This is a genomic window from Ureibacillus endophyticus, from assembly GCF_024159215.1.
Taxonomy (GTDB): domain Bacteria; phylum Bacillota; class Bacilli; order Bacillales_A; family Planococcaceae; genus Ureibacillus; species Ureibacillus endophyticus.
The window spans coordinates 2,706,208-2,727,719 of record NZ_JAMYWW010000001.1; the positions used below are offsets into that span (position 1 = coordinate 2,706,208).

At 37.3% G+C, this 21,512-nt stretch carries 19 protein-coding genes; 10 read left to right on the forward strand and 9 right to left on the reverse strand.

Translation table 11 applies throughout. The features are described from left to right. Window positions 1-38: 38 nt before the first annotated feature. The 6 genes from NKR20_RS13425 to NKR20_RS13450 all read left to right on the forward strand — a co-directional run bounded on the left by NKR20_RS13425 (window position 39) and on the right by NKR20_RS13450 (window position 7,956). On the forward strand, window positions 39-341 hold the full coding sequence (locus tag NKR20_RS13425) for an alpha-helical endospore appendage domain-containing protein (protein ID WP_121214240.1): 303 nt from the start codon (window positions 39-41) through the stop codon (window positions 339-341). Between the two features lie 551 nt (window positions 342-892). Then, the gene (locus NKR20_RS13430) at window positions 893-4,360 is read left to right on the forward strand and encodes an alpha-helical endospore appendage domain-containing protein (protein ID WP_253428141.1); all 3,468 of its coding nucleotides are present in this window, start codon (window positions 893-895) and stop codon (window positions 4,358-4,360) included. 399 nt (window positions 4,361-4,759) lie between these two features. Beyond that, complete coding sequence (locus tag NKR20_RS13435; protein ID WP_253427013.1) at window positions 4,760-5,242, forward strand: alpha-helical endospore appendage domain-containing protein; 483 nt, start codon at window positions 4,760-4,762, stop codon at window positions 5,240-5,242. Window positions 5,243-5,280: 38 nt separating this feature from the next. After that, on the forward strand, window positions 5,281-5,784 hold the full coding sequence (locus NKR20_RS13440; protein ID WP_253427014.1) for a hypothetical protein: 504 nt from the start codon (window positions 5,281-5,283) through the stop codon (window positions 5,782-5,784). Between the two features lie 22 nt (window positions 5,785-5,806). After that, window positions 5,807-6,841, forward strand: a complete 1,035-nt coding sequence (locus tag NKR20_RS13445; RefSeq protein WP_245987508.1) for a glycosyltransferase family 2 protein — start codon at window positions 5,807-5,809, stop codon at window positions 6,839-6,841. A 26-nt stretch (window positions 6,842-6,867) separates the two neighbouring features. Further along, window positions 6,868-7,956 (forward strand): polysaccharide pyruvyl transferase family protein, encoded by a 1,089-nt coding sequence (locus NKR20_RS13450; RefSeq protein WP_253427015.1) that lies wholly within the window; start codon window positions 6,868-6,870, stop codon window positions 7,954-7,956. 49 nt (window positions 7,957-8,005) lie between these two features. On the opposite strand, the gene NKR20_RS13455 is transcribed toward NKR20_RS13450, so the two are convergent. The 6 genes from NKR20_RS13455 to cysT form a co-directional block, all read right to left on the reverse strand. Then, on the reverse strand, window positions 8,006-9,094 hold the full coding sequence (locus tag NKR20_RS13455) for a glycosyltransferase (RefSeq protein ID WP_253427016.1): 1,089 nt from the start codon (window positions 9,092-9,094) through the stop codon (window positions 8,006-8,008). Between the two features lie 201 nt (window positions 9,095-9,295). Continuing rightward, window positions 9,296-9,442 (reverse strand): YezD family protein, encoded by a 147-nt coding sequence (locus NKR20_RS13460; protein WP_121214246.1) that lies wholly within the window; start codon window positions 9,440-9,442, stop codon window positions 9,296-9,298. Between the two features lie 295 nt (window positions 9,443-9,737). Beyond that, the gene (locus NKR20_RS13465) at window positions 9,738-10,787 is read right to left on the reverse strand and encodes a sulfate ABC transporter substrate-binding protein (protein WP_253427017.1); all 1,050 of its coding nucleotides are present in this window, start codon (window positions 10,785-10,787) and stop codon (window positions 9,738-9,740) included. 286 nt (window positions 10,788-11,073) lie between these two features. After that, window positions 11,074-12,144, reverse strand: a complete 1,071-nt coding sequence (locus tag NKR20_RS13470) for a sulfate/molybdate ABC transporter ATP-binding protein (RefSeq protein ID WP_121214248.1) — start codon at window positions 12,142-12,144, stop codon at window positions 11,074-11,076. A gap of 11 nt (window positions 12,145-12,155) precedes the next feature. Beyond that, window positions 12,156-13,034 (reverse strand): sulfate ABC transporter permease subunit CysW, encoded by an 879-nt coding sequence (gene cysW, locus NKR20_RS13475; RefSeq protein WP_121214249.1) that lies wholly within the window; start codon window positions 13,032-13,034, stop codon window positions 12,156-12,158. 15 nt (window positions 13,035-13,049) lie between these two features. After that, complete coding sequence (gene cysT, locus NKR20_RS13480; protein WP_121214250.1) at window positions 13,050-13,886, reverse strand: sulfate ABC transporter permease subunit CysT; 837 nt, start codon at window positions 13,884-13,886, stop codon at window positions 13,050-13,052. Between the two features lie 675 nt (window positions 13,887-14,561). Here cysT and NKR20_RS13485 point away from each other — a divergent pair. From NKR20_RS13485 to NKR20_RS13500, 4 genes are all read left to right on the forward strand, one after another. Beyond that, window positions 14,562-15,263 (forward strand): phosphoadenylyl-sulfate reductase, encoded by a 702-nt coding sequence (locus tag NKR20_RS13485; RefSeq protein WP_253427018.1) that lies wholly within the window; start codon window positions 14,562-14,564, stop codon window positions 15,261-15,263. A gap of 314 nt (window positions 15,264-15,577) precedes the next feature. Next, entirely contained in the window at window positions 15,578-16,717 is a 1,140-nt protein-coding gene (gene sat / locus NKR20_RS13490; protein WP_253427019.1) for a sulfate adenylyltransferase, read from the forward strand. A gap of 17 nt (window positions 16,718-16,734) precedes the next feature. Beyond that, window positions 16,735-17,337 carry an adenylyl-sulfate kinase gene (gene cysC / locus NKR20_RS13495; RefSeq protein ID WP_253427020.1) on the forward strand — a complete coding sequence of 201 codons (603 nt, stop codon included), beginning with the start codon at window positions 16,735-16,737 and terminating at the stop codon, window positions 17,335-17,337. Window positions 17,338-17,623: 286 nt separating this feature from the next. Beyond that, the gene (locus tag NKR20_RS13500) at window positions 17,624-18,154 is read left to right on the forward strand and encodes a hypothetical protein (RefSeq protein ID WP_253427021.1); all 531 of its coding nucleotides are present in this window, start codon (window positions 17,624-17,626) and stop codon (window positions 18,152-18,154) included. 41 nt (window positions 18,155-18,195) lie between these two features. Here the strand turns inward: NKR20_RS13500 and fosM are convergent, their stop codons facing one another. The 3 genes from fosM to sufB form a co-directional block, all read right to left on the reverse strand. Further along, window positions 18,196-18,615, reverse strand: a complete 420-nt coding sequence (gene fosM, locus NKR20_RS13505) for a FosM family fosfomycin resistance protein (protein WP_121214255.1) — start codon at window positions 18,613-18,615, stop codon at window positions 18,196-18,198. A gap of 123 nt (window positions 18,616-18,738) precedes the next feature. Then, on the reverse strand, window positions 18,739-19,947 hold the full coding sequence (locus NKR20_RS13510; protein WP_253422723.1) for an ISL3 family transposase: 1,209 nt from the start codon (window positions 19,945-19,947) through the stop codon (window positions 18,739-18,741). A gap of 162 nt (window positions 19,948-20,109) precedes the next feature. Continuing rightward, the gene (gene sufB, locus NKR20_RS13515; RefSeq protein ID WP_121214256.1) at window positions 20,110-21,507 is read right to left on the reverse strand and encodes a Fe-S cluster assembly protein SufB; all 1,398 of its coding nucleotides are present in this window, start codon (window positions 21,505-21,507) and stop codon (window positions 20,110-20,112) included. Window positions 21,508-21,512: the final 5 nt, after the last annotated feature.

Sequence of the window (21,512 nt, forward strand, 5' to 3'; positions counted from 1 at the left end):
GCCATACGAGTTCAATAATGTTCAAAGGGTGATATTGTTTGTCTCAACCGAATGTACCGAATATTACACCGCAAATTTCCATTAATCGAGACGATGCGATTAATTTATTACTTGCATCCATTGCCATGGAGGAAATCGGGCTGGCTCATATTATTAATGCCGAAGGGGAAAAAATTCAATACGCGATTGGAACAATTCCAGGACTATCACCGGAAGCGACACTGGATCAAATTTTAGATGTCAATGACAGTGTTCAGGATATGCTTGCGATGGTCATCAAAAAAGAACTACTTTTAGACAATAAATTAAAACAGGTTATTGATTTAATTACAGGCTCTTAATTTTCACTTTGTTAAATTTAAGTTATAAAAAAACCTATTCTTTATTGAAGGGCTACGTTTTAGATAATGTATGACTTTATAACTCTATTAATGATTTATAGACCAACCTTCTTATTTACCTCAATTAAGCATCCAAAACCCTTGAACTAATACAAGTTTTATAGTTGAAAGATAATGTTGATTATCTCCACAGTTTATTATGGCTAGATTTTACACCCAATAATTTTGTAACCTCCGTATGTCTATAACGATCCTTTTTCCTTAAAATCCTTTGTTTTCATCAATGTTTTCGATCATTTTATGGTTTCTCTAAACCTTATAGGTACCGAAAATTTTCAACATTCGTTGAATTTTGGTACCTACATTATTTTTTAAAAGAAAATATTAAATTAATAGGCTACTATATATACTCTTTTTTTTAATCTGAATAACTTACTAAAGAACACGTAGCGGCTGTTTAGTTCTATAACTAATTCACTCTACTACATGAGTGTTTAGTTACGAGTTAAATAGAGGTACGCGTTTCTTATTTTTAAGAAAGGAGTAATGGAATGTCTCAACCCAATTTACCCAATATAACCCCGAACATTACTCTCAGTAGAAGTAGTGTCATCAATCTACTCTTAGCATCAATTGCTATGGAGGAGTTAGGGCTTGCTCACATTATTAATGCTGAGGGGGAAAAAATTCAGTATTCGCTAGGTACAATTCCTGGTCTGCCTAATCCAGCAACACTTGAAGAAATTTTAGCTGTTAATGATAGTGTTCAGGATACATTAGCAATGGCAATTAAAAAGGAATTACTCCTAGATAATAAATTAAAGCAAGTTGTTCAACTGACTGATAATGGGGTTACTGGACCTACTGGACCGACTGGACCTACTGGGCCGACTGGACCGACTGGACCGACTGGACCTACTGGGCCTACTGGACCGACTGGGCCGACTGGAGCAAGAGGACCGACTGGGCCGACTGGAGCAAGAGGACCGACTGGACCGACTGGACCGACTGGACCTACTGGAGTATTTGATCCAAATCAATTATTATTCTTCGTTAGTGGTCCCGCTGGTGACGTTGCAGAGATGCGCTTAGGCGATACTCTGACATTTAATTCCACAACTTTAGACATTACAGTTACAGATGGCTCTGCAATTGTAGATATTGAATTAACTAACGTTCCGACTGGACCGACAGGGCCTACTGGACCTACTGGACCTACAGGGCCTACTGGACCAACAGGGCCTACTGGACCGACAGGGCCTACTGGGCCTACTGGACCGACTGGACCTACTGGACCTACTGGGCCTACTGGACCTACTGGACCTACTGGGCCGACTGGACCTACTGGACCTACTGGACCTACAGGGCCTACTGGACCTACTGGACCTACTGGACCGACTGGACCGACAGGGCCTACTGGACCGACTGGAGTAACTGGACCTACTGGACCTACTGGACCTACTGGGCCTACTGGACCTACTGGACCTACAGGGCCTACTGGACCTACTGGACCTACTGGACCTACTGGACCTACTGGACCGACTGGACCGACTGGACCTACGGGGCCGACTGGACCTACTGGACCTACAGGGCCTACTGGACCTACTGGACCTACTGGACCTACAGGGCCTACTGGACCTACTGGACCTACTGGACCGACTGGACCTACGGGGCCGACTGGACCGACAGGGCCTACTGGACCTACAGGGCCTACTGGACCTACTGGAGTAACTGGACCTACTGGACCTACTGGGCCTACTGGACCTACTGGACCGACTGGACCTACTGGGCCTACTGGACCTACTGGACCGACTGGAGTAACTGGACCTACTGGACCTACTGGACCTACTGGGCCGACTGGACCGACTGGACCTACTGGGCCGACTGGACCTACTGGACTGACTGGACCTACTGGGCCTACTGGACCTACTGGACCGACTGGACCTACGGGACCTACTGGACCTACAGGGCCTACTGGACCTACGGGGCCTACTGGACCGACTGGACCGACTGGACCAACAGGGCCTACTGGACCGACAGGGCCTACTGGACCGACAGGGCCTACTGGACCTACTGGACCGACTGGGCCGACTGGACCTACTGGGCCGACTGGACCTACTGGACCGACTGGAGTAACTGGACCGACTGGACCTACTGGACCGACTGGACCTACTGGGCCTACTGGACCTACTGGGCCTACTGGACTGACTGGACCTACGGGGCCGACTGGACCTACTGGACCGACAGGGCCTACTGGACCTACTGGACCGACTGGACCTACTGGACCTACTGGACCGACTGGGCCGACTGGACCTACTGGGCCTACTGGACCTACGGGACCTACGGGGCCGACTGGACCTACTGGACCTACAGGGCCTACTGGACCTACTGGACCTACTGGACCTACAGGGCCTACTGGACCTACTGGACCGACTGGACCTACGGGGCCGACTGGACCGACAGGGCCTACTGGACCGACTGGGCCTACTGGACCTACTGGAGTAACTGGACCTACTGGACCTACTGGGCCTACTGGACCGACTGGGCCGACTGGACCTACTGGACCTACAGGGCCTACTGGACCTACAGGGCCTACTGGACCGACTGGACCTACTGGACCGACTGGACCTACTGGACCGACTGGGCCGACTGGACCTACTGGACTGACTGGACCTACTGGGCCGACTGGACCTACTGGACCTACTGGGCCGACTGGACCTACGGGACCTACTGGACCTACAGGGCCTACTGGACCTACGGGGCCTACTGGACCGACTGGACCTACTGGACCGACTGGACCGACTGGGCCTACTGGACCTACTGGACCGACTGGACCTACTGGACCAACAGGGCCTACTGGACCGACAGGGCCTACTGGACCGACAGGGCCTACTGGACCGACTGGAGTAACTGGACCGACTGGACCGACTGGGCCGACTGGACCTACTGGGCCGACTGGACCTACTGGACCGACTGGAGTAACTGGACCGACTGGACCTACTGGACCTACTGGGCCTACTGGACCTACTGGACTGACTGGACCAACAGGGCCTACTGGACCTACTGGACCTACTGGGCCGACTGGACCTACGGGACCTACTGGACCTACAGGGCCTACTGGACCTACTGGACCTACTGGGCCGACTGGACCTACTGGACCTACAGGGCCGACTGGACCTACAGGGCCTACTGGACCGACTGGACCTACTGGACCTACAGGGCCGACTGGACCTACTGGACCAACAGGGCCTACTGGACCTACTGGGCCGACTGGACCTACTGGGCCGACTGGACCTACTGGACCTACTGGACCTACTGGGCCGACTGGACCTACTGGACCTACTGGACCGACTGGACCGACTGGACCGACTGGGCCTACTGGACCTACTGGACCGACTGGGCCTACTGGACCGACTGGACCGACTGGACCGACTGGACCTACAGGGCCTACTGGACCGACTGGACCTACGGGGCCTACTGGACCTACGGGGCCTACTGGACCTACTGGACCTACTGGACCGAATTTAATGGAAGAAGGTTTCTCTGCAATTGCTAATGCTGTTTCTGTAAGTGCCAATGCACAAATTAGTAGCTGGTCTATTGCATCACCATACTTTAACAGCGGAAACTTTAACCCTGCAACTGGAGTATATACGGTTCCAGCTACAGGAAGATATGCAATATCTGCAACAATCTCCTACGAGACTTTAGTTGCATTAACTATTGGTATCAATGCGGCAACACCTGCATTCGTTGTTCGAAGAACTACGCCAACGACAGATGATTTAATTTTTGGATTATTCCCAGTATTAAATCTATCATTAGACCTTCTTGGTATCGGTTTAATCAATGTCAGAGGTATTCTTGGAAATGGAACTGTCACATTATCCGGAGTTGTAGAGTTAGATCAAAATGACGAAATTGGATTATTCTATGTAGCAGATGGATTAACAGTTAACATTGACTTAGGTGGACCATCAACTCCTATCCACTGGTCAATTTACCAAATTACAGAATAATCCTAAATTGACCTGTTTGCACTAACCTTCACTTCCAAGCGTGTAGATAAAGTTGCATTTATACTTTGTCTACACGCATTTTATTTTCCTAAAAAATTAGTGCAATAAAATTTATTTAATTGGAGCTTACTTTCACTTATAGATCCTTTAGTGAAACAAAATCTTTTAAAAAGGGAAATCGCAGCAGTGTGCTCAGATTTCATAGAAAACTTTTGCATTACATAACACAAATTTGTTCAAGCAGCTCTAGTTTTCCGATAAAAAAGAGTTTTCAAAAACTGATTTTATATCCACTCCAATTTCAAATAACTAGGCACCAATTACTCCATAACTCATATATTATAAAGAACGTCTTAGTCATTTATCATGGCAAAGGCCAAAATGGATTGGAGGATCTATATGTCATTACCTACTATTCCTAACATAACTCCAAAAATCTCACTAACCCGTTGTGAAACGATCAATTTATTACTTGCATCGATCGCATTAGAGGAGATTGGTTTATCCCATATTTTGAATGCAGAAGGGGAAAAAATACAACATTTCTTAAAAAAGGACCCTTGTAACGTTGAAGATTATATAAAGATAAATGCAAGCGTCAATAAGATGCTGCGATCAATTGTCAGTTCTCAAACATTACTTCAATTTAAGTTAGAAGAAGTTATTTCGATTGATGATGAGGCTTGTCATGAAAAGAGCGATTCAAAAGATAAAGACAAATGCTCTCAAAAATGCGAGAAAAAATGTGATAATCAAAAAAATAATAACTGTAAGGACACAAATGTAATCCCTTGTACTTGTTCGAAGTGTCAAAGTAAAGAGAAAGAGAAAGACAAAGAAAAAGAGAAAGATAAAAATAAAGAAAAGAATAATAAGTGTTAGAAGTAAGCGCCTGTACCGCTTTTGCAGATTAACATTGTATGAATCGTGAGGAAATGTTTAGGAGAGGAGTTGAATCATTGCACACAAATCATAGTTTCGATGAAAAGAAAGTCATGAAAACGGTGGAAAATCATTACCATTTTATACAGTCATTTATCCAATTTATAACAAAATACTTTTTTGTCTATTCTTATGCAATTCCCTCAGAAAAAAAAAGAAATTTAACTGAAAAACAGATTATACAATCTTTACTCTTAATTGAAAAACTGCATATGTATTTGTTTTATCGGCATTATCTCTATAATCAGGTAATATCTTTATCAGATGATATTTTTACTTACGATTCAATTGAAAGCAATAATACTTATTTATTAATAAAAAAGTTACAGCGCCTTATCCAGCAACATCATTTTGTCCATTTAGATAATCAACTGTTATGCAACAATATTATCTCTCAGATTCTGAACTATTACCCTGCTTCCTCTGTTAAAATCATTATTTTGAAAAAACCTTCTCCTCCTTGGAAACCACCGAATTATTAATTTTAACGGATGGGATGATTGAATGACAACGCAAACAATCTCACTCTGTATGATTGTTAAAAACGAGGAAGACTTAATTGAACAATGTTTACAAAGTGTTCAGAAGTTAGTTAATGAGATTATTATTGTGGATACGGGCTCAACGGATCAAACGATTAACATTTGTAAGAAATATAATGCTTCTGTCTTTTCTTATGAATGGAATGATCATTTTGCAGATGCCCGAAACTATGGATTATCAAAGGCTAATGGTGATTGGATATTATGGTTAGATGCTGATGAAAAATTGGAAGATAAAAAAACGAAATTAATACAAGAGGCAATACAACAAACAAATGAGTTAATGATTTTTATGCCTATTGTCAATTATTACGGTGATTCTCTACCCATACAAGAAGAAGATGCTTTTATCTATTACCAGCCACGACTATTTCGTAATCATGCAGGTATACAATTTACTAATCGAATTCACGAAACACCTCAACTACCGCAACCACTCGAACCATCAAATGATATAGTAAGCATTGATACTGAAATTTATCATTATGGTTATATCAAAAAAATTACAGACCAACGAAATAAATCTCAAAGGAATTTACAGGCCCTTTTTAAAGAATATCAAGACAGTTCTCATAGTCCATGGATTGAATATCATTTAGCAAGTGAATTTTATCGGTTAAAAGAATATCAAACAGCTTTTAACTATTTAAATAAATCAATTTTAGGATTTTTACGGCAAGGGTATACACCTCCTGCACTTTTATACCGTTTGAAATATGATATTTTATTTGAGACGGGTAGCTTTGAAGTTGCTAGTTCTAGTATTGAAAAAGCTCTTCTTCTTTACCCAGATTATGTAGATCTTCATTTTTTAAAGGGGCTTTTTTTATTTCAAATAAAAAATTATCCAGCTGCAATAGCTTCATTTGATAAATGTCTGGAGCTTGGGGAACATCATAAAGACTACCTTATTACAAAGGGTGCAGGTAGCTTTAAAGCAAAACATTATAAACAATTATGTTATATAGCAATGAAAGTTCCAGAAAGTGATTTGTAGTTGGATGTCTTCAAGGAGCAATGTTTGTGAAAAATGTACTTTATATCGGTTGGATCGGCTATAAAAATCTAGGGGATGAATTAATGTACGATTTGTTTAAAGAACAATTCGCTACATTGGGAGATTCCTTTAAACTAGATTGTGTTAATATCGAGCATAAATATTTAAAAAATGTACGGATAGATGATTTTGACCTGATCGTATTAGGTGGGGGCTCTATATTAAATGGAAAGAATAATATCGTTCACCCGTATATCATTGAGTATTTACATCAATGTCTACTATTAAATAAAAAAATTATGATGTGGGGCACTGGAATCGATTGGCTTCCCAAGTCTTATATTCAACAATTAGAAAACAATGAAAAAATTCCACTTGATAGTACGGATTTCTGGAAATCAAAAGTACAAAAGGTATTTCACGAAAGTGTTTGGGCTGGTGTAAGGGGCCCGCTGACATTTAAGATATTGGGGCAATACGGTGTAACGGATAAATTACACATCAGTGGAGACTCCGCATTCTTGTTAAATCATCAAGTCCCCCAAAAAATACTTCCTGAAATCCAGGGCAAAAAAACTATAGGAGTGAATTGGGGAACAAGTTTCAATAATATATATGGTCAAGATGAGCTAAAAGTAGAAGATCAGCTAGCCAATGCGCTAAATCAGCTTATTGAAAAAGACTATACAATCTATTTATATACGGTTTGGCAAAGTGACTATGAAGCAATGGATCGACTTTATTCAAAACTGAATAAAACAGAAAATGTAATCCTCGATAAAACCCTTTATTCCCACAATGAGTTGTTAGGAATATTAAAGAACTTTACTTTTACAATTAATTTCAAACTTCATCCCAACTACCTCTCATTAGCAGCCAATGTTCCATTCATCGCCTTAGGATACCGCTTCAAAGTATTTGATTTTATTAAATCCATTGATCTTGAAAAATATATTATCGCGACAGATGATGTCGATATTGATGAACAAATTTTACGTTTAGAGGAAGACATATCAGTCAATTCTTCTACCCTTAAAAATAAGATGAATGACGTGAGAGAGACTTATTACGCTCGTATAATTGAACCTTTTAAGAATAACCTGTTTCTAGAATAAAAAAAGAAGCGCAACCTTTATGGTTAGCGCTTCTTTTTCATTTGAAAGACTACTTTTCTGCAAAGTATTCTTTAAAGAATTCTTCATTTTTCAGTACACTTGGATCATTTGGTCGATATTCTTTTGCTTTTTTATTATATTCAACGGCCAACTCATGATTTCCAATATGCCAGTGACAAACACAAAGTTGCAAATATGGGTACCATGTAGAATAGCTTTCTTGTCTGAATCCTGGAATATCTTCAGGATTTACCTGGCAAGCGAGCTGATACCAAATGATTGCTTTTTCATAAAGTCTTCGCTCTTTATATAAATCACCCATTCGACATGAAACTTCAGGTCTAGGTACGTCATACATAATGGATTTAATCAGTGCTTCAATCTCATTTTCCGTATCACCTAACATGCGATAACAAGTTGCCATATTAATACAAGCACGGATTTGATCCTCTACCCAACCTTTTTTCGTATCAAGGAACTTATTATAGTATTCAATTGCTTTTTCATATTGGCCGTGATCTTTTAATTCATTACTATAATAAAATAAATCTCTTGGAGTAAACGTGTCTCCTCGTTCTAAACGTTTCTCATAGATTTTTAAATTTCGATCACTTGGAACTTGCCCTTTACGTTTATCCTTTTTACGGTGGGTAATCGCAACATCAGATGCCACAATATTGCCACCAACTTCTAAGTATTCATGAACCGCACCATGCCATTTAAAATTTTTCTCTCTACGGACTAGTCGGTTTCGTCTAAAGCTAAATGTTGGATTTTGATATTCATCAAAAGCAATATGATAAAGCATAGACACTGCATCAGCATTATCTGGCAATTCTTCTTTTAACTTTTTAAACTTTTCCTGATCCCCTTCTGATACAATATCGTCTGCATCCATCCAAAAAATATAATCCATTGAAGCTTTACTAAATGCAAAATTTCTTGCTGCTGAAAAATCATCAATCCATTCGAAATCGAAGACCTTATCTGTAAACTGGTAAGCAATTTCTTTCGTTTTATCCGTCGAACCAGTGTCTACAATTATAATTTCATCACAAATATCCTTCACACTACTTAAACATTGTTCCAGCACTTCTTCTTCATTTTTAACAATCATACACAAACTAATTGTCAGCATCTTTTCACCATCCAAAATAGAATCATATTAGTATATGCGAACCCATATAGGAGGGTGAAAGGAGCCGTCTGAAATGTTCTTTTATGACAGCAACCTGTGACTGACGCTACCGCTTTCTCTATGATCACCGCAGACAGAAAGGCTGTGTTAAAAAGTACTTTGACTTTTAACACAGCCCCTCAATTAACTCTTTTTCACTTCTTATTTAAGCCTGATTTTTTCATTTTTATCAATTTGCACAACATGTTGATCCTGAATAACCACCGTAATGGATCCATAACTTAAAGTAGAAATCATTTTTTCAATATTTTTTAAAGCTAATTCAATATTTTCTTGTTTCTTACTCATTGTACATTTTCCTTTCTATAAGTTATTTTGGTTAAGTCCTTTTCAGCTCCACGACGAAAACACCCATCTCCATTATTCACATAAAATTAGTATGATTTATGAATAAAAAAGAAGATTCAACCTATATACAGTATGATGCATGAGTATAATGGCTGAATCTCTAGTTTTCTAGTGAATTCATTTTTTAAATTTAATTTTCAGATTATTCCCTTAACTTTTAATAAATGGACGCTATCTCATTTTATTGAAATAGCGACCTTTAGAACCTCAATTATCAGGTTTTTAATCTTATATTTTATTGATAGATTTCATCAAATGTTCCACCATCAGCAAAGTGTGTTTTTTGTGCTTCTTGCCAGCCACCAAACTCATCAATTGTAATTAAGTTTAAATCTTGGAATTGATCTTTATATTTCGCTAAAATTTCTTCATTGCGAGGTCTGTAGTAATTTTTCGCTGCAATTTCTTGACCTTCATCAGAGTATAAATATTCTAAGTAAGCCTCGGCCACTTCGCGAGTACCTTTTTTATCTACCACTTTGTCAACAATTGCTACAGGTGGTTCTGCTAAAATACTTAATGAAGGAGTTACAATTTCAAATTTGTCTTCTCCTAATTCATTTAAAGAAAGGTAAGCTTCATTTTCCCAAGCGATTAATACATCACCGATTTCACGTTCAACAAATGTTGTTGTAGAGCCACGTGCACCAGAGTCTAATACTTCAACATTGCCATATAAATCTTTCATAAATTGTTTAATTTTTGCTTCATCACCGTTGAACTTTTCACCAGCATATGCCCAAGCAGCTAAGTAGTTCCAACGTGCACCACCACTTGTTTTAGGGTTTGGTGTAATAACAGATACCCCATCTTTCACTAAATCGTCCCAATCTTTAATGCCTTTTGGATTGCCTTTACGAACTAGAAATACAATAGTAGACGTGTAAGGTGAAGAATTATTTTCGAATTCTGTTTGCCAATCTTCGTTTAATAATTGACGAGATAATGCAATTTCATCAATATCGTAAGCTAGAGCTAGAGTAACAACATCTGCCTCTAAACCATCGATTACTGCACGTCCTTGTTTACCTGAACCACCGTGTGATTGTTGGAATGTTACATCTTGACCAGTTTCTTCTTTCCAATGACTTACAAACGCTTTGTTATATTCTTCGTATAACTCACGTGTAGGATCATAGGATACGTTTAATAATTCAACAGACTCTTTTGAATCTTTCGCATCTCCAGATGTTTCAGCTTTCTCTTCGCTTCCTCCACAAGCTGCTAATACCGATAATGATGTAGCGATTAAAAATGGTAATAATAATTTCTTAGATTTCTTCATTTGTCTTCTCTCCCTTAATTCTCATTTGACTTATTAATTTAGTAGGTTTTAAGAAACAATGGATGACATTGTTTTCTTTTCCTTTGGTAAAGCAGAAATTACATTTTGATTTGTGTGATACGAAAACACAAAAGGTCACTATATCAAATGTATGAATATAGCGACCTTTAGTTTTTCTAATCAGTCTTGTAATGCAAAATTTAATTCCTATTAAGTTGGTAAGATTACTATACCATAAAAAGGATGGATGTCAATAATTTTCTGAAAAATTTTTTATCTTAAAATATTAAATTGAAAAATCCTCTGGTATAAACACTTTCAATTGTTTTGGACGGATATATACTATATCCCCTTTTTTAATCCCTAACTGATTGAAGTGCTCTTTTGTTACTTCTGCTTCTAAATATTCATCAATATCATCGCGTTTTAACTCAATTTGAACAACAGGACCTAAAAGATGGATATGAACAATGGTAGCTGCAACTGTATCATTGCTCGTTTGCACTTTTTCAATATGAATATCATGAGGACGAACGTAGCCCACTGCCTCCTCATGAGAATCCAAATAAGTAGGTACATCAATTTCAAATTGACCTTGTGTTAATTTTCCGTTGTGTAATCTTCCTCTAAATAGATTCACATTCCCTAAAAAGTCATATACAAATGGACTTTTTGGATTTTCATATACTTCATCTGGTGTTCCAATTTGTTCAATTTTTCCGTTATTCATCACAATGATACGATTCGCTACATCCAATGCTTCCTCTTGGTCATGAGTAACAAAGATACTTGTTACATGGAACTCATTGTGGAGCTTACGTAACCAGCGACGTAATTCTTTACGTACCTTCGCATCTAACGCACCAAAAGGTTCATCAAGCAATAACACTTTTGGTTCTACTGCAAGGGCTCTAGCTAAAGCAACACGCTGACGTTGCCCCCCTGAAAGTTGTGATGGGTAACGATCCGCTAAATTATCTAATTTTACAAGTGATAATAATTCATTTACCTTTTTTGCTATCTCTGCTTTCGATGGACGTTCTTTTCGAGGGCGTACTTTTAAACCATATGCAACATTATCAAATACTGTCATATGACGGAATAAAGCATAATGTTGGAATACAAATCCTATTTTACGTTCTTTCGGACTTACACCTGTAATATTTTCACCATCAAATAAAATAGCGCCTTCGTCTAATCCTTCTAAACCTGCTAAGATGCGTAAAAGGGTAGTTTTTCCTGAACCTGATGGACCTAATAATGCGATTAATTCACCTGATTCGATATCAATAGAAATATCACTTAATGCTTGAAACGAACCAAATCTTTTTGAAACATTTTGAACTTGAATGCTCATTTATTTACCCCCTACACTTCTTTTGCTTTCCACTCGATAATATTTTTAATGATGATTGTAATAATTGCTAAAATTGACATTAAGGATGCTACTGCAAATGCCGCAGTAAATTGATATTCGTTATATAAAATTTCAATATGCAAAGGCATCGTATTAGTTAAGCCTCGAATATGTCCGGAAACAACTGAAACGGCACCGAATTCTCCAATTGTCCGCGCATTACATAAAATGATTCCGTACAATAATCCCCATTTGATATTGGGTAATGTGACTAACCAAAACGTTTTAAAACCGCTAGCACCCAAAGAAATAGATGCTTCTTCTTCTGTTACTCCTTGCATTTGCATTAACGGAATTAATTCACGTGCAACAAATGGAAACGTTACGAAGATTGTCGCTAAAAGAATACCCGGTAAAGCAAAGACAATTTTAATATCATTTGCGAATAACCAATCTCCAAATAATCCTTGTGCACCAAATAACAATATAAATATTAAACCAGCAATAACTGGAGAAACCGCAAATGGTAAATCAATTAGGGTAATTAATAAATTTTTCCCCTTAAAATTAAATTTTGTTATTACCCATGCTGCTGCCACACCAAAAATGGTATTTAGCGGAACAACGATTAATACAACAGTAAGAGTTAATTTTATTGCCGCTAAAGCATCTGGATGAGTAATCGATGCAACATAGGTATCCCAACCTTTTTCTAGAGCTGTTACAAAGATGGTGATGAGAGGTAAAATTAAAAATAAAGCTAAAAATAATAATGATATTGTTATTAGAGACCATTTAACAATGGCAGATTCCTGCAAAGCATAAGACTTTGTAGCTGTACGATTTATAACTATAGGGGCATCTTGTTTTACCTCTATTGGTTTCGTCATATCATCTTCTCCTCCTTAATGCTGATTGAATTTTCTATTCGTAACCCATTGGATGATGTTAATAATAAATAGAAACAGGAAAGATCCAATAAGCATTACTGTAGCAATAGCAGTCGCTCCAACATAATCGTACTGTTCCAATTTCGTCATTATTATTAATGGTGTAATCTCTGTTTTCATTGGAATATTCCCTGCAATGAATACGATAGAACCATATTCACCTAGAGAGCGGGCGAAAGCTAAAGAAAATCCTGTAATCATGGCTGGCAATAATTCTGGAAAAATAACTTTCGTAAACGTTTGAATACGATTTGCACCAAGACTCGCCGATGCTTCCTCAACCTCACTGCTTAAATTTTGCAAAACTGGTTGCACTGTTCGAACAACAAAAGGCAGACCAATAAATGTTAGTGCAATAATAATTCCTAGTGGTGAATAAGCAATTTTAAAATCAAAAAATTGGCCAACCCAACCATTCGGTGAATAGAGTGTTGCTAAAGCGATACCTGCAACTGCAGTCGGCAAAGCAAATGGTAGATCAACAAGACCATCAACAATTTTTTTTCCTGGAAACTCGTATCGAATTAATACCCAGGCGATAATTGTTCCAAATACTACATTTATTAAACCTGCTCCCAGACTTGTGCCTAGTGTTAACTTATAAGAAGCAACTGCCCGTGGATGTGAAATTGTTTCATAAAATTCGCTCCAGCTCATTGAGAAAGTATTAAAAAATATCATTGATAATGGCAAGATTACGATAATACTCAAATAAAGCATCGTATACCCAAGGGTTAATGAAAACCCAGGTATTATTGTCTTTTTATTACGTTTTTTTAATGTTAGTTCCATAAGTACCTCCCCTAAAAATCACTTTACAGTAATGATGCATTTCATATCAGCACATTTTCTCTTAATCTCATCTGTTTGGTTGGTTTTATAGACTTGTGCCGCCCTCCAAAATAATCTTAACTGCTCTTTCCTTTCTCCATTGCGCGGACAACAGTAAATAGTTCGGAAAATTCTGACCTTTACTGAAATAGGTAACTCAACCATTCACCCTTTTAATTAAGTGGATGCCATTAAATTTTTGTCTGATTCCTTTGTCTAACTCCCTTAAAAAAACAAAAGATTACATGCTTCTCCCTATGTATATAAGAAAAAAACTTGTAACCTTCAGTTTGTCTGATCAGTTAGATATGTAGTTTTTAATATTTCATGTTCGGAATATTATTTCTTAAAAACACATTAAACAAATATATCCGATAAGTCAACAAGGAATTGAAAAATAATCTGTTTTTTTATAAAATTCTAATTGCTTCTTATATAAATGGCTGTTTAAAATTATATTTGACTATTTCTAGTTATATAGTATACTTTAAATACAAAATAATAATAAAGTGAATTATAAGAATTTTTCATTTTAATATTTTAAATGCTGACTAGACAACTAGAGGTGTTTTAATGCGATATTATTGTACTTATTATGGCATTAAAGCGCCTTTTTCTATTAAAAGGGGGAATTTTATGCTTACTTATAGCACTTGGAATGATTCACAAGTCGATTTTGAAGTGGATGATACCTATAAAGGCGCTTTGAATGTATTAAACTGGGCTTACAACCATTATGGGGAAGAAGTAGTTTATGCATGCAGTTTTGGAATCGAAGGGATTGTACTTATTGATTTAATTTCAAAAGTAAAACCTGACGCAAAAATTGTATTCCTAGACACGGACGTTCATTTTAAAGAAACCTATGAAACAATTGAACGTGTAAAAGAAAACTATCCTTCATTAAATATCGTGCTTAAAAAGCCTGCCATTACTCTTGAAGAGCAAGCTGCACAATACGGTGATGAGTTATGGAAAACAAATCCGAACAAATGTTGCGATATCCGCAAATTAGTTCCATTAAGAGAAACACTTACTGGTGCAAAAGCATGGATTTCCGGATTACGCCGTGACCAATCCGAAACAAGAGCACATGTAAACTTTATAAACAAAGATAATAAATTCAAATCTGTTAAAATTTGTCCTCTTATTCACTGGACATGGAAAGACGTGTGGCGCTACGTAAGTAAACACAACTTAACGTATAACCCATTACATGACACAGGTTATCCAAGTATCGGTTGTCTACACTGTACAAAACCTGCCTTTACAATGGATGACTTACGTTCAGGAAGATGGTCAGGTTCTAATAAAACAGAATGTGGTTTACATGATTAGAAATGCGAAAGCGGCTCGCTTAGCTGCGAAAAAAACTGGAGACTTCTGCCAAGCATGCTTGCATGCGTAGAAGGAAGTTGAAGTTTTCGAGCAGCTAGCCGCTGTAGCTAGACAATTAGAAAAGCGGAGAACGCTCGCCCAGCTCTGACAACAACTGGAGGGGCTGACAAAAGGACGCTTTTTGTCCTTGCTGGCAGCACCAAAGTTGTCGAAGAGCTAGCGTTCGCAGCTAGACAATAAGAAAAGCGGCGTGGACTCACCCAATTCCGTTTCATCAAAATAAATCAACAACACAACTTAGGAGGAAATTTACAATGAGTATTCAACCCCATGGAGGCAAATTAGTTTATTCTTACAATCCGGATGCATCTTTAGAAAATATAGAAAAAGAAATTCAGCTTGATGCGATTGCATTAAGTGATCTTGAATTAATCGGTATTGGCGCATATAGCCCAATCGAAGGCTTTTTCTCTAAAGAAGATTACGAAAGTGTAGTCGAAAAAATGCGTCTTGCTTCAGGTATTGTTTGGAGTATTCCAATTGCATTACCAGTTACAGAAGATGTAGCAGCTACATTAACAATCGGAGAAAAAGCAAAATTAATATTCGATGGTGAAGTATATGGATTAATCGAAATCAGTGACATCTATTCACCTGATAAAAATGTAGAAGCTTTATTAGTTTATGGAACAAATGACATCAACCACCCTGGTGTTAAAAAATTATTTGATCGTCCAAATACGTATGTTGGTGGTAAAACAACGTTAATTAAAAAAGCACCAAAGCAATTCCCTGCTTTCACTTTCGAACCAAAAGAAACTAGAGCAATCTTTGAAGAAAAAGGATGGAACACAATTGTTGGGTTCCAAACAAGAAACCCGGTTCACCGTGCTCATGAATATATTCAAAAAATCGCTTTAGAAATCGTTGATGGTCTTTTCTTAAACCCACTTGTTGGTGAAACAAAATCAGATGATATTTCTGCTGAAATTCGTATGGAAAGCTATCAAGTATTACTAGACAAATACTATCCAAAAGAACGTGTTCAATTAGGTGTCTTCCTAGCTGCTATGCGTTATGCAGGTCCAAGAGAAGCAATTTTCCATGCACTTGTTCGTAAAAACTATGGATGTACACACTTCATCGTAGGTCGGGATCACGCTGGTGTTGGCGATTATTACGGTACGTATGATGCTCAAAAGATTTTCGAACAATTTGCTCCTGAAGAAATCGGCATCACACCATTAAAATTTGAACATAGCTTCTACTGCACAGCTTGTGAAGGTATGGCAACAACAAAAACTTGTCCACACGATGCATCTTCACGTGTAATTCTATCAGGTACAAAAGTACGTGAAATGTTAAGAAGCGGACAAATTCCACCAAGCACATTTAGCCGTAAAGAAGTAGTTGAAGTATTAATTAAAGGTTTACGTCAAGAAGTTCATTCATAATAAAGAGGTGTAGGATTTTGAGTACAAATATCGTCTGGCATGAAGCATCAATAAGCAAAGAACAAAGAAGAGAAAAAAATAAACATCATAGTTTTATCTTATGGTTTACTGGTTTATCTGCATCAGGTAAATCATCCATTGCGAATGCTGTTGCCCAAAAATTATTTGAACAAGGTAACCAATCTTTCGTTTTAGATGGCGATAATATCCGTCACGGTTTGAATAAAAATCTTGGGTTTGATGAAGAATCTCGTAAAGAAAACATCCGCCGAATCGGTGAAGTATCAAAACTTTTCGTTGAGAGTGGTCAAATCGTTTTAACGGCTTTCATTTCTCCATACAGAGAAGATCGAAATGTTGTAAGAGCACTTGTTGAAGAAAACGAATTTATCGAAGTATATGTACAATGTTCCGTTGAAGAATGTGAACGTAGAGACCCAAAAGGACTTTATAACAAAGCTCGTAAAGGTGAAATTCCAAACTTCACAGGCATTAGTGCACCATATGAAGCTCCAGCTAATCCTGAATTAGTCGTAGATAGTGAAAAATTCTCAATTGAAGAATGTGCTAACCAAATTATTGAATTTTTAGTAGATAAAGAATATATCTTAAAGAATTAATTTTAAAAATGCCATCCTTTTAAAAGCGGATGGCATTTTATTTTGTTTTGCTGCAAAATTACTGTTTCATCATACTTAAAAATGAAAAAATGATTCATACATATGTGGAACATGTTTAAAAGATTCTAAAAATTTCTTCAACATTCTAGTTCACCACCTAATCATTAAATCCATTCTTCTTATGATGGTCAATTTATCAATTATCATGCAGTTTTCACCAAGGTTATTTCTAGTATGATTCACTTTTCGCTGCACATAATAATCAAAAAACAAAGGAGTATTTCATATGAAGAAATTTATTTTGCTAACGGCATTTATTTTCTCACTTGGGCTCGCAGCATGTGGTGATACAACAGAAGAAAACCTTGGTGGTGAGGTAAAAGATAATACAGAGAGCACAGAAAACGATGCTACGAAAGAAACTGAAGAAGCTGCAACAAATGACGAAAAAGAATTAAACCAATTAATAGTAGATAATGATAATATAAAAGCAACTTTAGTGAAAATTGTTAAGAAGAATGATGACGTTTGGGGTAATACAGTTGAGGTTGTTTTTGACGTAACAAACAAACGGAAAGATAGTATTGAAGTGCAGGCAAATAGTGTATCGGTAGATGATATGATGGTTGATGAAACCCTATTATCGATGAGCCAAGAGGTTGCACCAGGCAAATCTGCTAAGGCTACCTTAACGATTAGTGAATTTGAAGGATATGACTTCCCTGCCTTCGAAAAGAACTTTGAAATGACTTTACATGTATTCTCATGGGACGATTATGATTACACAGAGGATCATCCTGTAAAAGTTGAATTTTAAAATGAAACAAACCAGATTCTCATCTGGTTTGTTTTTTATTATCAATAAAACTCCATATATGGTTTTTCTTCTTTGTAATAATCGATTCGATCTTGCAACGTACCTGTGTGAAACTCAAATTTATGGCCATCAGGATCTGTAAAGTAAATTGATTTTTTATCTCTTTCATCTCTGGTACGACTTGGAAGAATATTTACATCCATTTTCTTTAGCCTATCGTACACATTCTCATATTCTGAATCGTCTATGGTAAAAGCGATATGAGTATAAGATTGTTTAATTTCATTACGTGGTATATCTTCCTCTACATTTAGCGCAAGCCATAACCCACTTAAATCAAAATAAGCAGTTCGCTTTCCCTTCACTAATAATTTTGCATCGAATACATTTTGATAAAACTCAATTGATTCCTCTAGATTGGATACTGAGAATAAAAAGTGGTTAATACCTTTAACTACCATCGTATATCCTCCAATAAATATGCGTTTCTTCTATTACGACGGATATTATCAAAAAGTTCCAATCTCAATAAAAAAGGTTCTTAGTCAAATGTTGGGGTGATGTGTTCTTGCACGTCACCCTTGTTAACCTAAATGAACCCCGATTTCTTTATATAAATCATTTAATAAAATCTTTGCTTTAAAATGCTTAAAACTTCTAAAACCATAAGCATTTCGTTTCATTACCTTCGATTTATTATTAATGCCTTCTAGAAATCCATTTGAATACCTAAAACTAAAGCTATTCAAGATCTCTACTTGCCAATTCTTAAAAGTTTGAATCGCTTTTATGAATGCTGGAATCTTTGCTTCTTCTACCTTACGGTAAAAAGCTTCTAATCTCTTTTTAACTTCTGTTATATCATCAGTTGTTTTTGCCCAATCAAACCATTTACAATAGGCTTCCTTAAGTTCATAGGCTTTTCTCAATTCACTAGACATCCCTGTATAGCGTCTTAAATACCAGCGATTCTTCTCTGTTAACTTATCAAACCGTTTATATAAGACATGGCGCATTTTCTTACACTTTTTACGATCATAAGGATGCCATTCTTTCTGCACTTTACGACGTACTTCATCTAGTGCCCAATAAATATAACGAGAAAAATGGAATCGATCTGCTACGATAATGGGGCGATTTAATGCTTTTCTAACAGCTGCCTTAAAACTTGGATTCATATCCATTACCACTACTTCTACAGCTGCTCCATATTTCATTAAATAATCCTTAATCGTTTCTTTGCGTCGATTTGGTAAAATATCAATCGGTTCGTGTGTTTCAGCGTTCGCAATAATTAGTTGATAGGTCCCTGCATCGGTATCTCCCTTATATTCATCGATTGCAATACATTTCGGTAAATGTACTCCCTCTTTTAACTGTTCTTTTACAACATTTTTAAAGCGACGAATTACAGTTGAACTAGATGTTCCAAGGACTTCTGCAGTTTCCTTAAATGTCTTTGCTTTTACTGAACGAATTCCAACAACTTGGTTCCATTCTTTTGAGTAACGTTGATATTTATCCACGAAAGGGGATTTTTCTGAGAAGCGTTTTCCACATTCGCATACATAACGACGGCGTTTATAAAAAAGGATAGTTAATCTTTCAAACCATTTTAAATGCTTAATTTTTTGAACTCGATAATCATGAATTTTAGAGGTCATTCTCTTACAAACTGGACATTGATGTTCTTTCTTCGGAAGCGACACGTATAAAGCCACACGGTCTCCAATCTCCTCCATCTTATGAATTGTTACATCTTTTAATCCTGGTATATTCATGTTAAAATTCATATTGCACGTATCACCTTTCATAACTTGTTTCTCGTCAATTCAAGTATATCGAAATCGGTGGTTACGTGCTTTTTTATTGTCAAAAATTGTAGTAAAACCCCAACAAATATTATAGAACCATAAAAAAAGACCGAGCACAAAAGCACTCGATCTCTTTCCTATCTATCCTATTGAACCTTCCATCTCGAACTTAATCAGGCGGTTCATTTCTACTGCGTATTCCATTGGTAATTCTTTAGTGAATGGTTCAATGAATCCCATTACGATCATTTCTGTAGCTTCTTGCTCAGAAATACCGCGTGACATTAAGTAGAATAATTGCTCTTCAGATACTTTAGAAACTTTTGCTTCGTGTTCTAAAGAAACGTTGTCATTTAGGATTTCGTTGTATGGAATTGTATCAGATGTTGATTGGTTATCTAAAATTAATGTATCACATTCAATGTTTGAACGTGCACCTGTTGCTTTTTTACCAAAGCGAACAATACCACGGTAAGTTACTTTACCACCTTGTTTAGAGATGGATTTTGACACGATTGTAGAAGATGTATTTGGTGCTAAGTGAATCATTTTCGCACCAGCATCTTGGTGTTGACCTTTCCCTGCAATTGCAATTGAAAGTGTCATACCACGTGCACCTTCACCTTTAAGGATACATGCTGGGTATTTCATTGTTAATTTTGAACCGATGTTACCATCAATCCATTCCATAGTACCGTTTTCTTCAACAACCGTACGTTTTGTAACTAGGTTGTAAACGTTATTTGCCCAGTTTTGGATTGTTGTATAACGGCAATATGCATTTTTCTTAACAATGATTTCAACTACTGCTGAGTGAAGAGAGTTTGTTGTGTAAACAGGTGCTGTACATCCTTCAACATAGTGTACGTGTGCTCCTTCATCAACAATAATTAAAGTACGTTCGAATTGACCCATGTTTTCTGAGTTAATTCGGAAATACGCTTGTAATGGTGTTTCAACTTTTACACCTGGTGGTACGTAAATGAATGATCCACCTGACCATACAGCTGAGTTAAGAGCTGCGAATTTGTTATCAGAAGATGGGATTACTGTACCCCAATATTGTTTAAAGATATCTTCATTTTCACGTAAAGCAGAATCTGTATCTTTGAACACAATACCTAGTTCTTCTAAGTCTTTTTTCATATTGTGGTAAACAACTTCAGATTCGTATTGAGCTGATACACCAGCTAAATATTTTTGTTCTGCTTCTGGAATACCTAATTTATCAAATGTTGCTTTAATTTCATCAGGTACTTCATCCCAAGATTTTTGAGTTGCTTCAGATGGTTTTACATAATAAGTAATTTCATCGAAGTTTAAAGCAGAAAGATCTCCACCCCATTGTGGCATTGGTTTCGTATAGAAAATCTCTAACGCTTTTAGACGATAATCTAACATCCACTCAGGTTCATTTTTCATTTTTGAAATTTCACGAACGATTTCTTCAGTTAATCCACGTTTTGAACGGAAAACTGAAACGTCCTTATCATGGAAGCCGTATTTGTAATCGCCGATATCTGGCATTTGTTTGGCCATTATTT

Bases quoted from the DNA above. Each gene is read 5' to 3' on its own strand.
- NKR20_RS13435 (WP_253427013.1), top strand. From the start codon at position 4,760: ATGTCATTACCTACTATTCCTAACATAACTCCAAAAATCTCACTAACC.
- NKR20_RS13500 (WP_253427021.1), top strand. From the start codon at position 17,624: ATGAAGAAATTTATTTTGCTAACGGCATTTATTTTCTCACTTGGGCTC.
- NKR20_RS13455 (WP_253427016.1), bottom strand. From the start codon at position 9,094: ATGCTGACAATTAGTTTGTGTATGATTGTTAAAAATGAAGAAGAAGTG.
- NKR20_RS13460 (WP_121214246.1), bottom strand. From the start codon at position 9,442: ATGAGTAAGAAACAAGAAAATATTGAATTAGCTTTAAAAAATATTGAA.
- NKR20_RS13485 (WP_253427018.1), top strand. From the start codon at position 14,562: ATGCTTACTTATAGCACTTGGAATGATTCACAAGTCGATTTTGAAGTG.
- cysT (WP_121214250.1), bottom strand. From the start codon at position 13,886: ATGGAACTAACATTAAAAAAACGTAATAAAAAGACAATAATACCTGGG.
- NKR20_RS13430 (WP_253428141.1), top strand. From the start codon at position 893: ATGTCTCAACCCAATTTACCCAATATAACCCCGAACATTACTCTCAGT.
- NKR20_RS13470 (WP_121214248.1), bottom strand. From the start codon at position 12,144: ATGAGCATTCAAGTTCAAAATGTTTCAAAAAGATTTGGTTCGTTTCAA.
- NKR20_RS13440 (WP_253427014.1), top strand. From the start codon at position 5,281: ATGAATCGTGAGGAAATGTTTAGGAGAGGAGTTGAATCATTGCACACA.
- NKR20_RS13465 (WP_253427017.1), bottom strand. From the start codon at position 10,787: ATGAAGAAATCTAAGAAATTATTATTACCATTTTTAATCGCTACATCA.
- fosM (WP_121214255.1), bottom strand. From the start codon at position 18,615: ATGGTAGTTAAAGGTATTAACCACTTTTTATTCTCAGTATCCAATCTA.
- sufB (WP_121214256.1), bottom strand. From the start codon at position 21,507: ATGGCCAAACAAATGCCAGATATCGGCGATTACAAATACGGCTTCCAT.
- cysW (WP_121214249.1), bottom strand. From the start codon at position 13,034: ATGACGAAACCAATAGAGGTAAAACAAGATGCCCCTATAGTTATAAAT.
- sat (WP_253427019.1), top strand. From the start codon at position 15,578: ATGAGTATTCAACCCCATGGAGGCAAATTAGTTTATTCTTACAATCCG.
- NKR20_RS13445 (WP_245987508.1), top strand. From the start codon at position 5,807: ATGACAACGCAAACAATCTCACTCTGTATGATTGTTAAAAACGAGGAA.
- NKR20_RS13510 (WP_253422723.1), bottom strand. From the start codon at position 19,947: ATGAATTTTAACATGAATATACCAGGATTAAAAGATGTAACAATTCAT.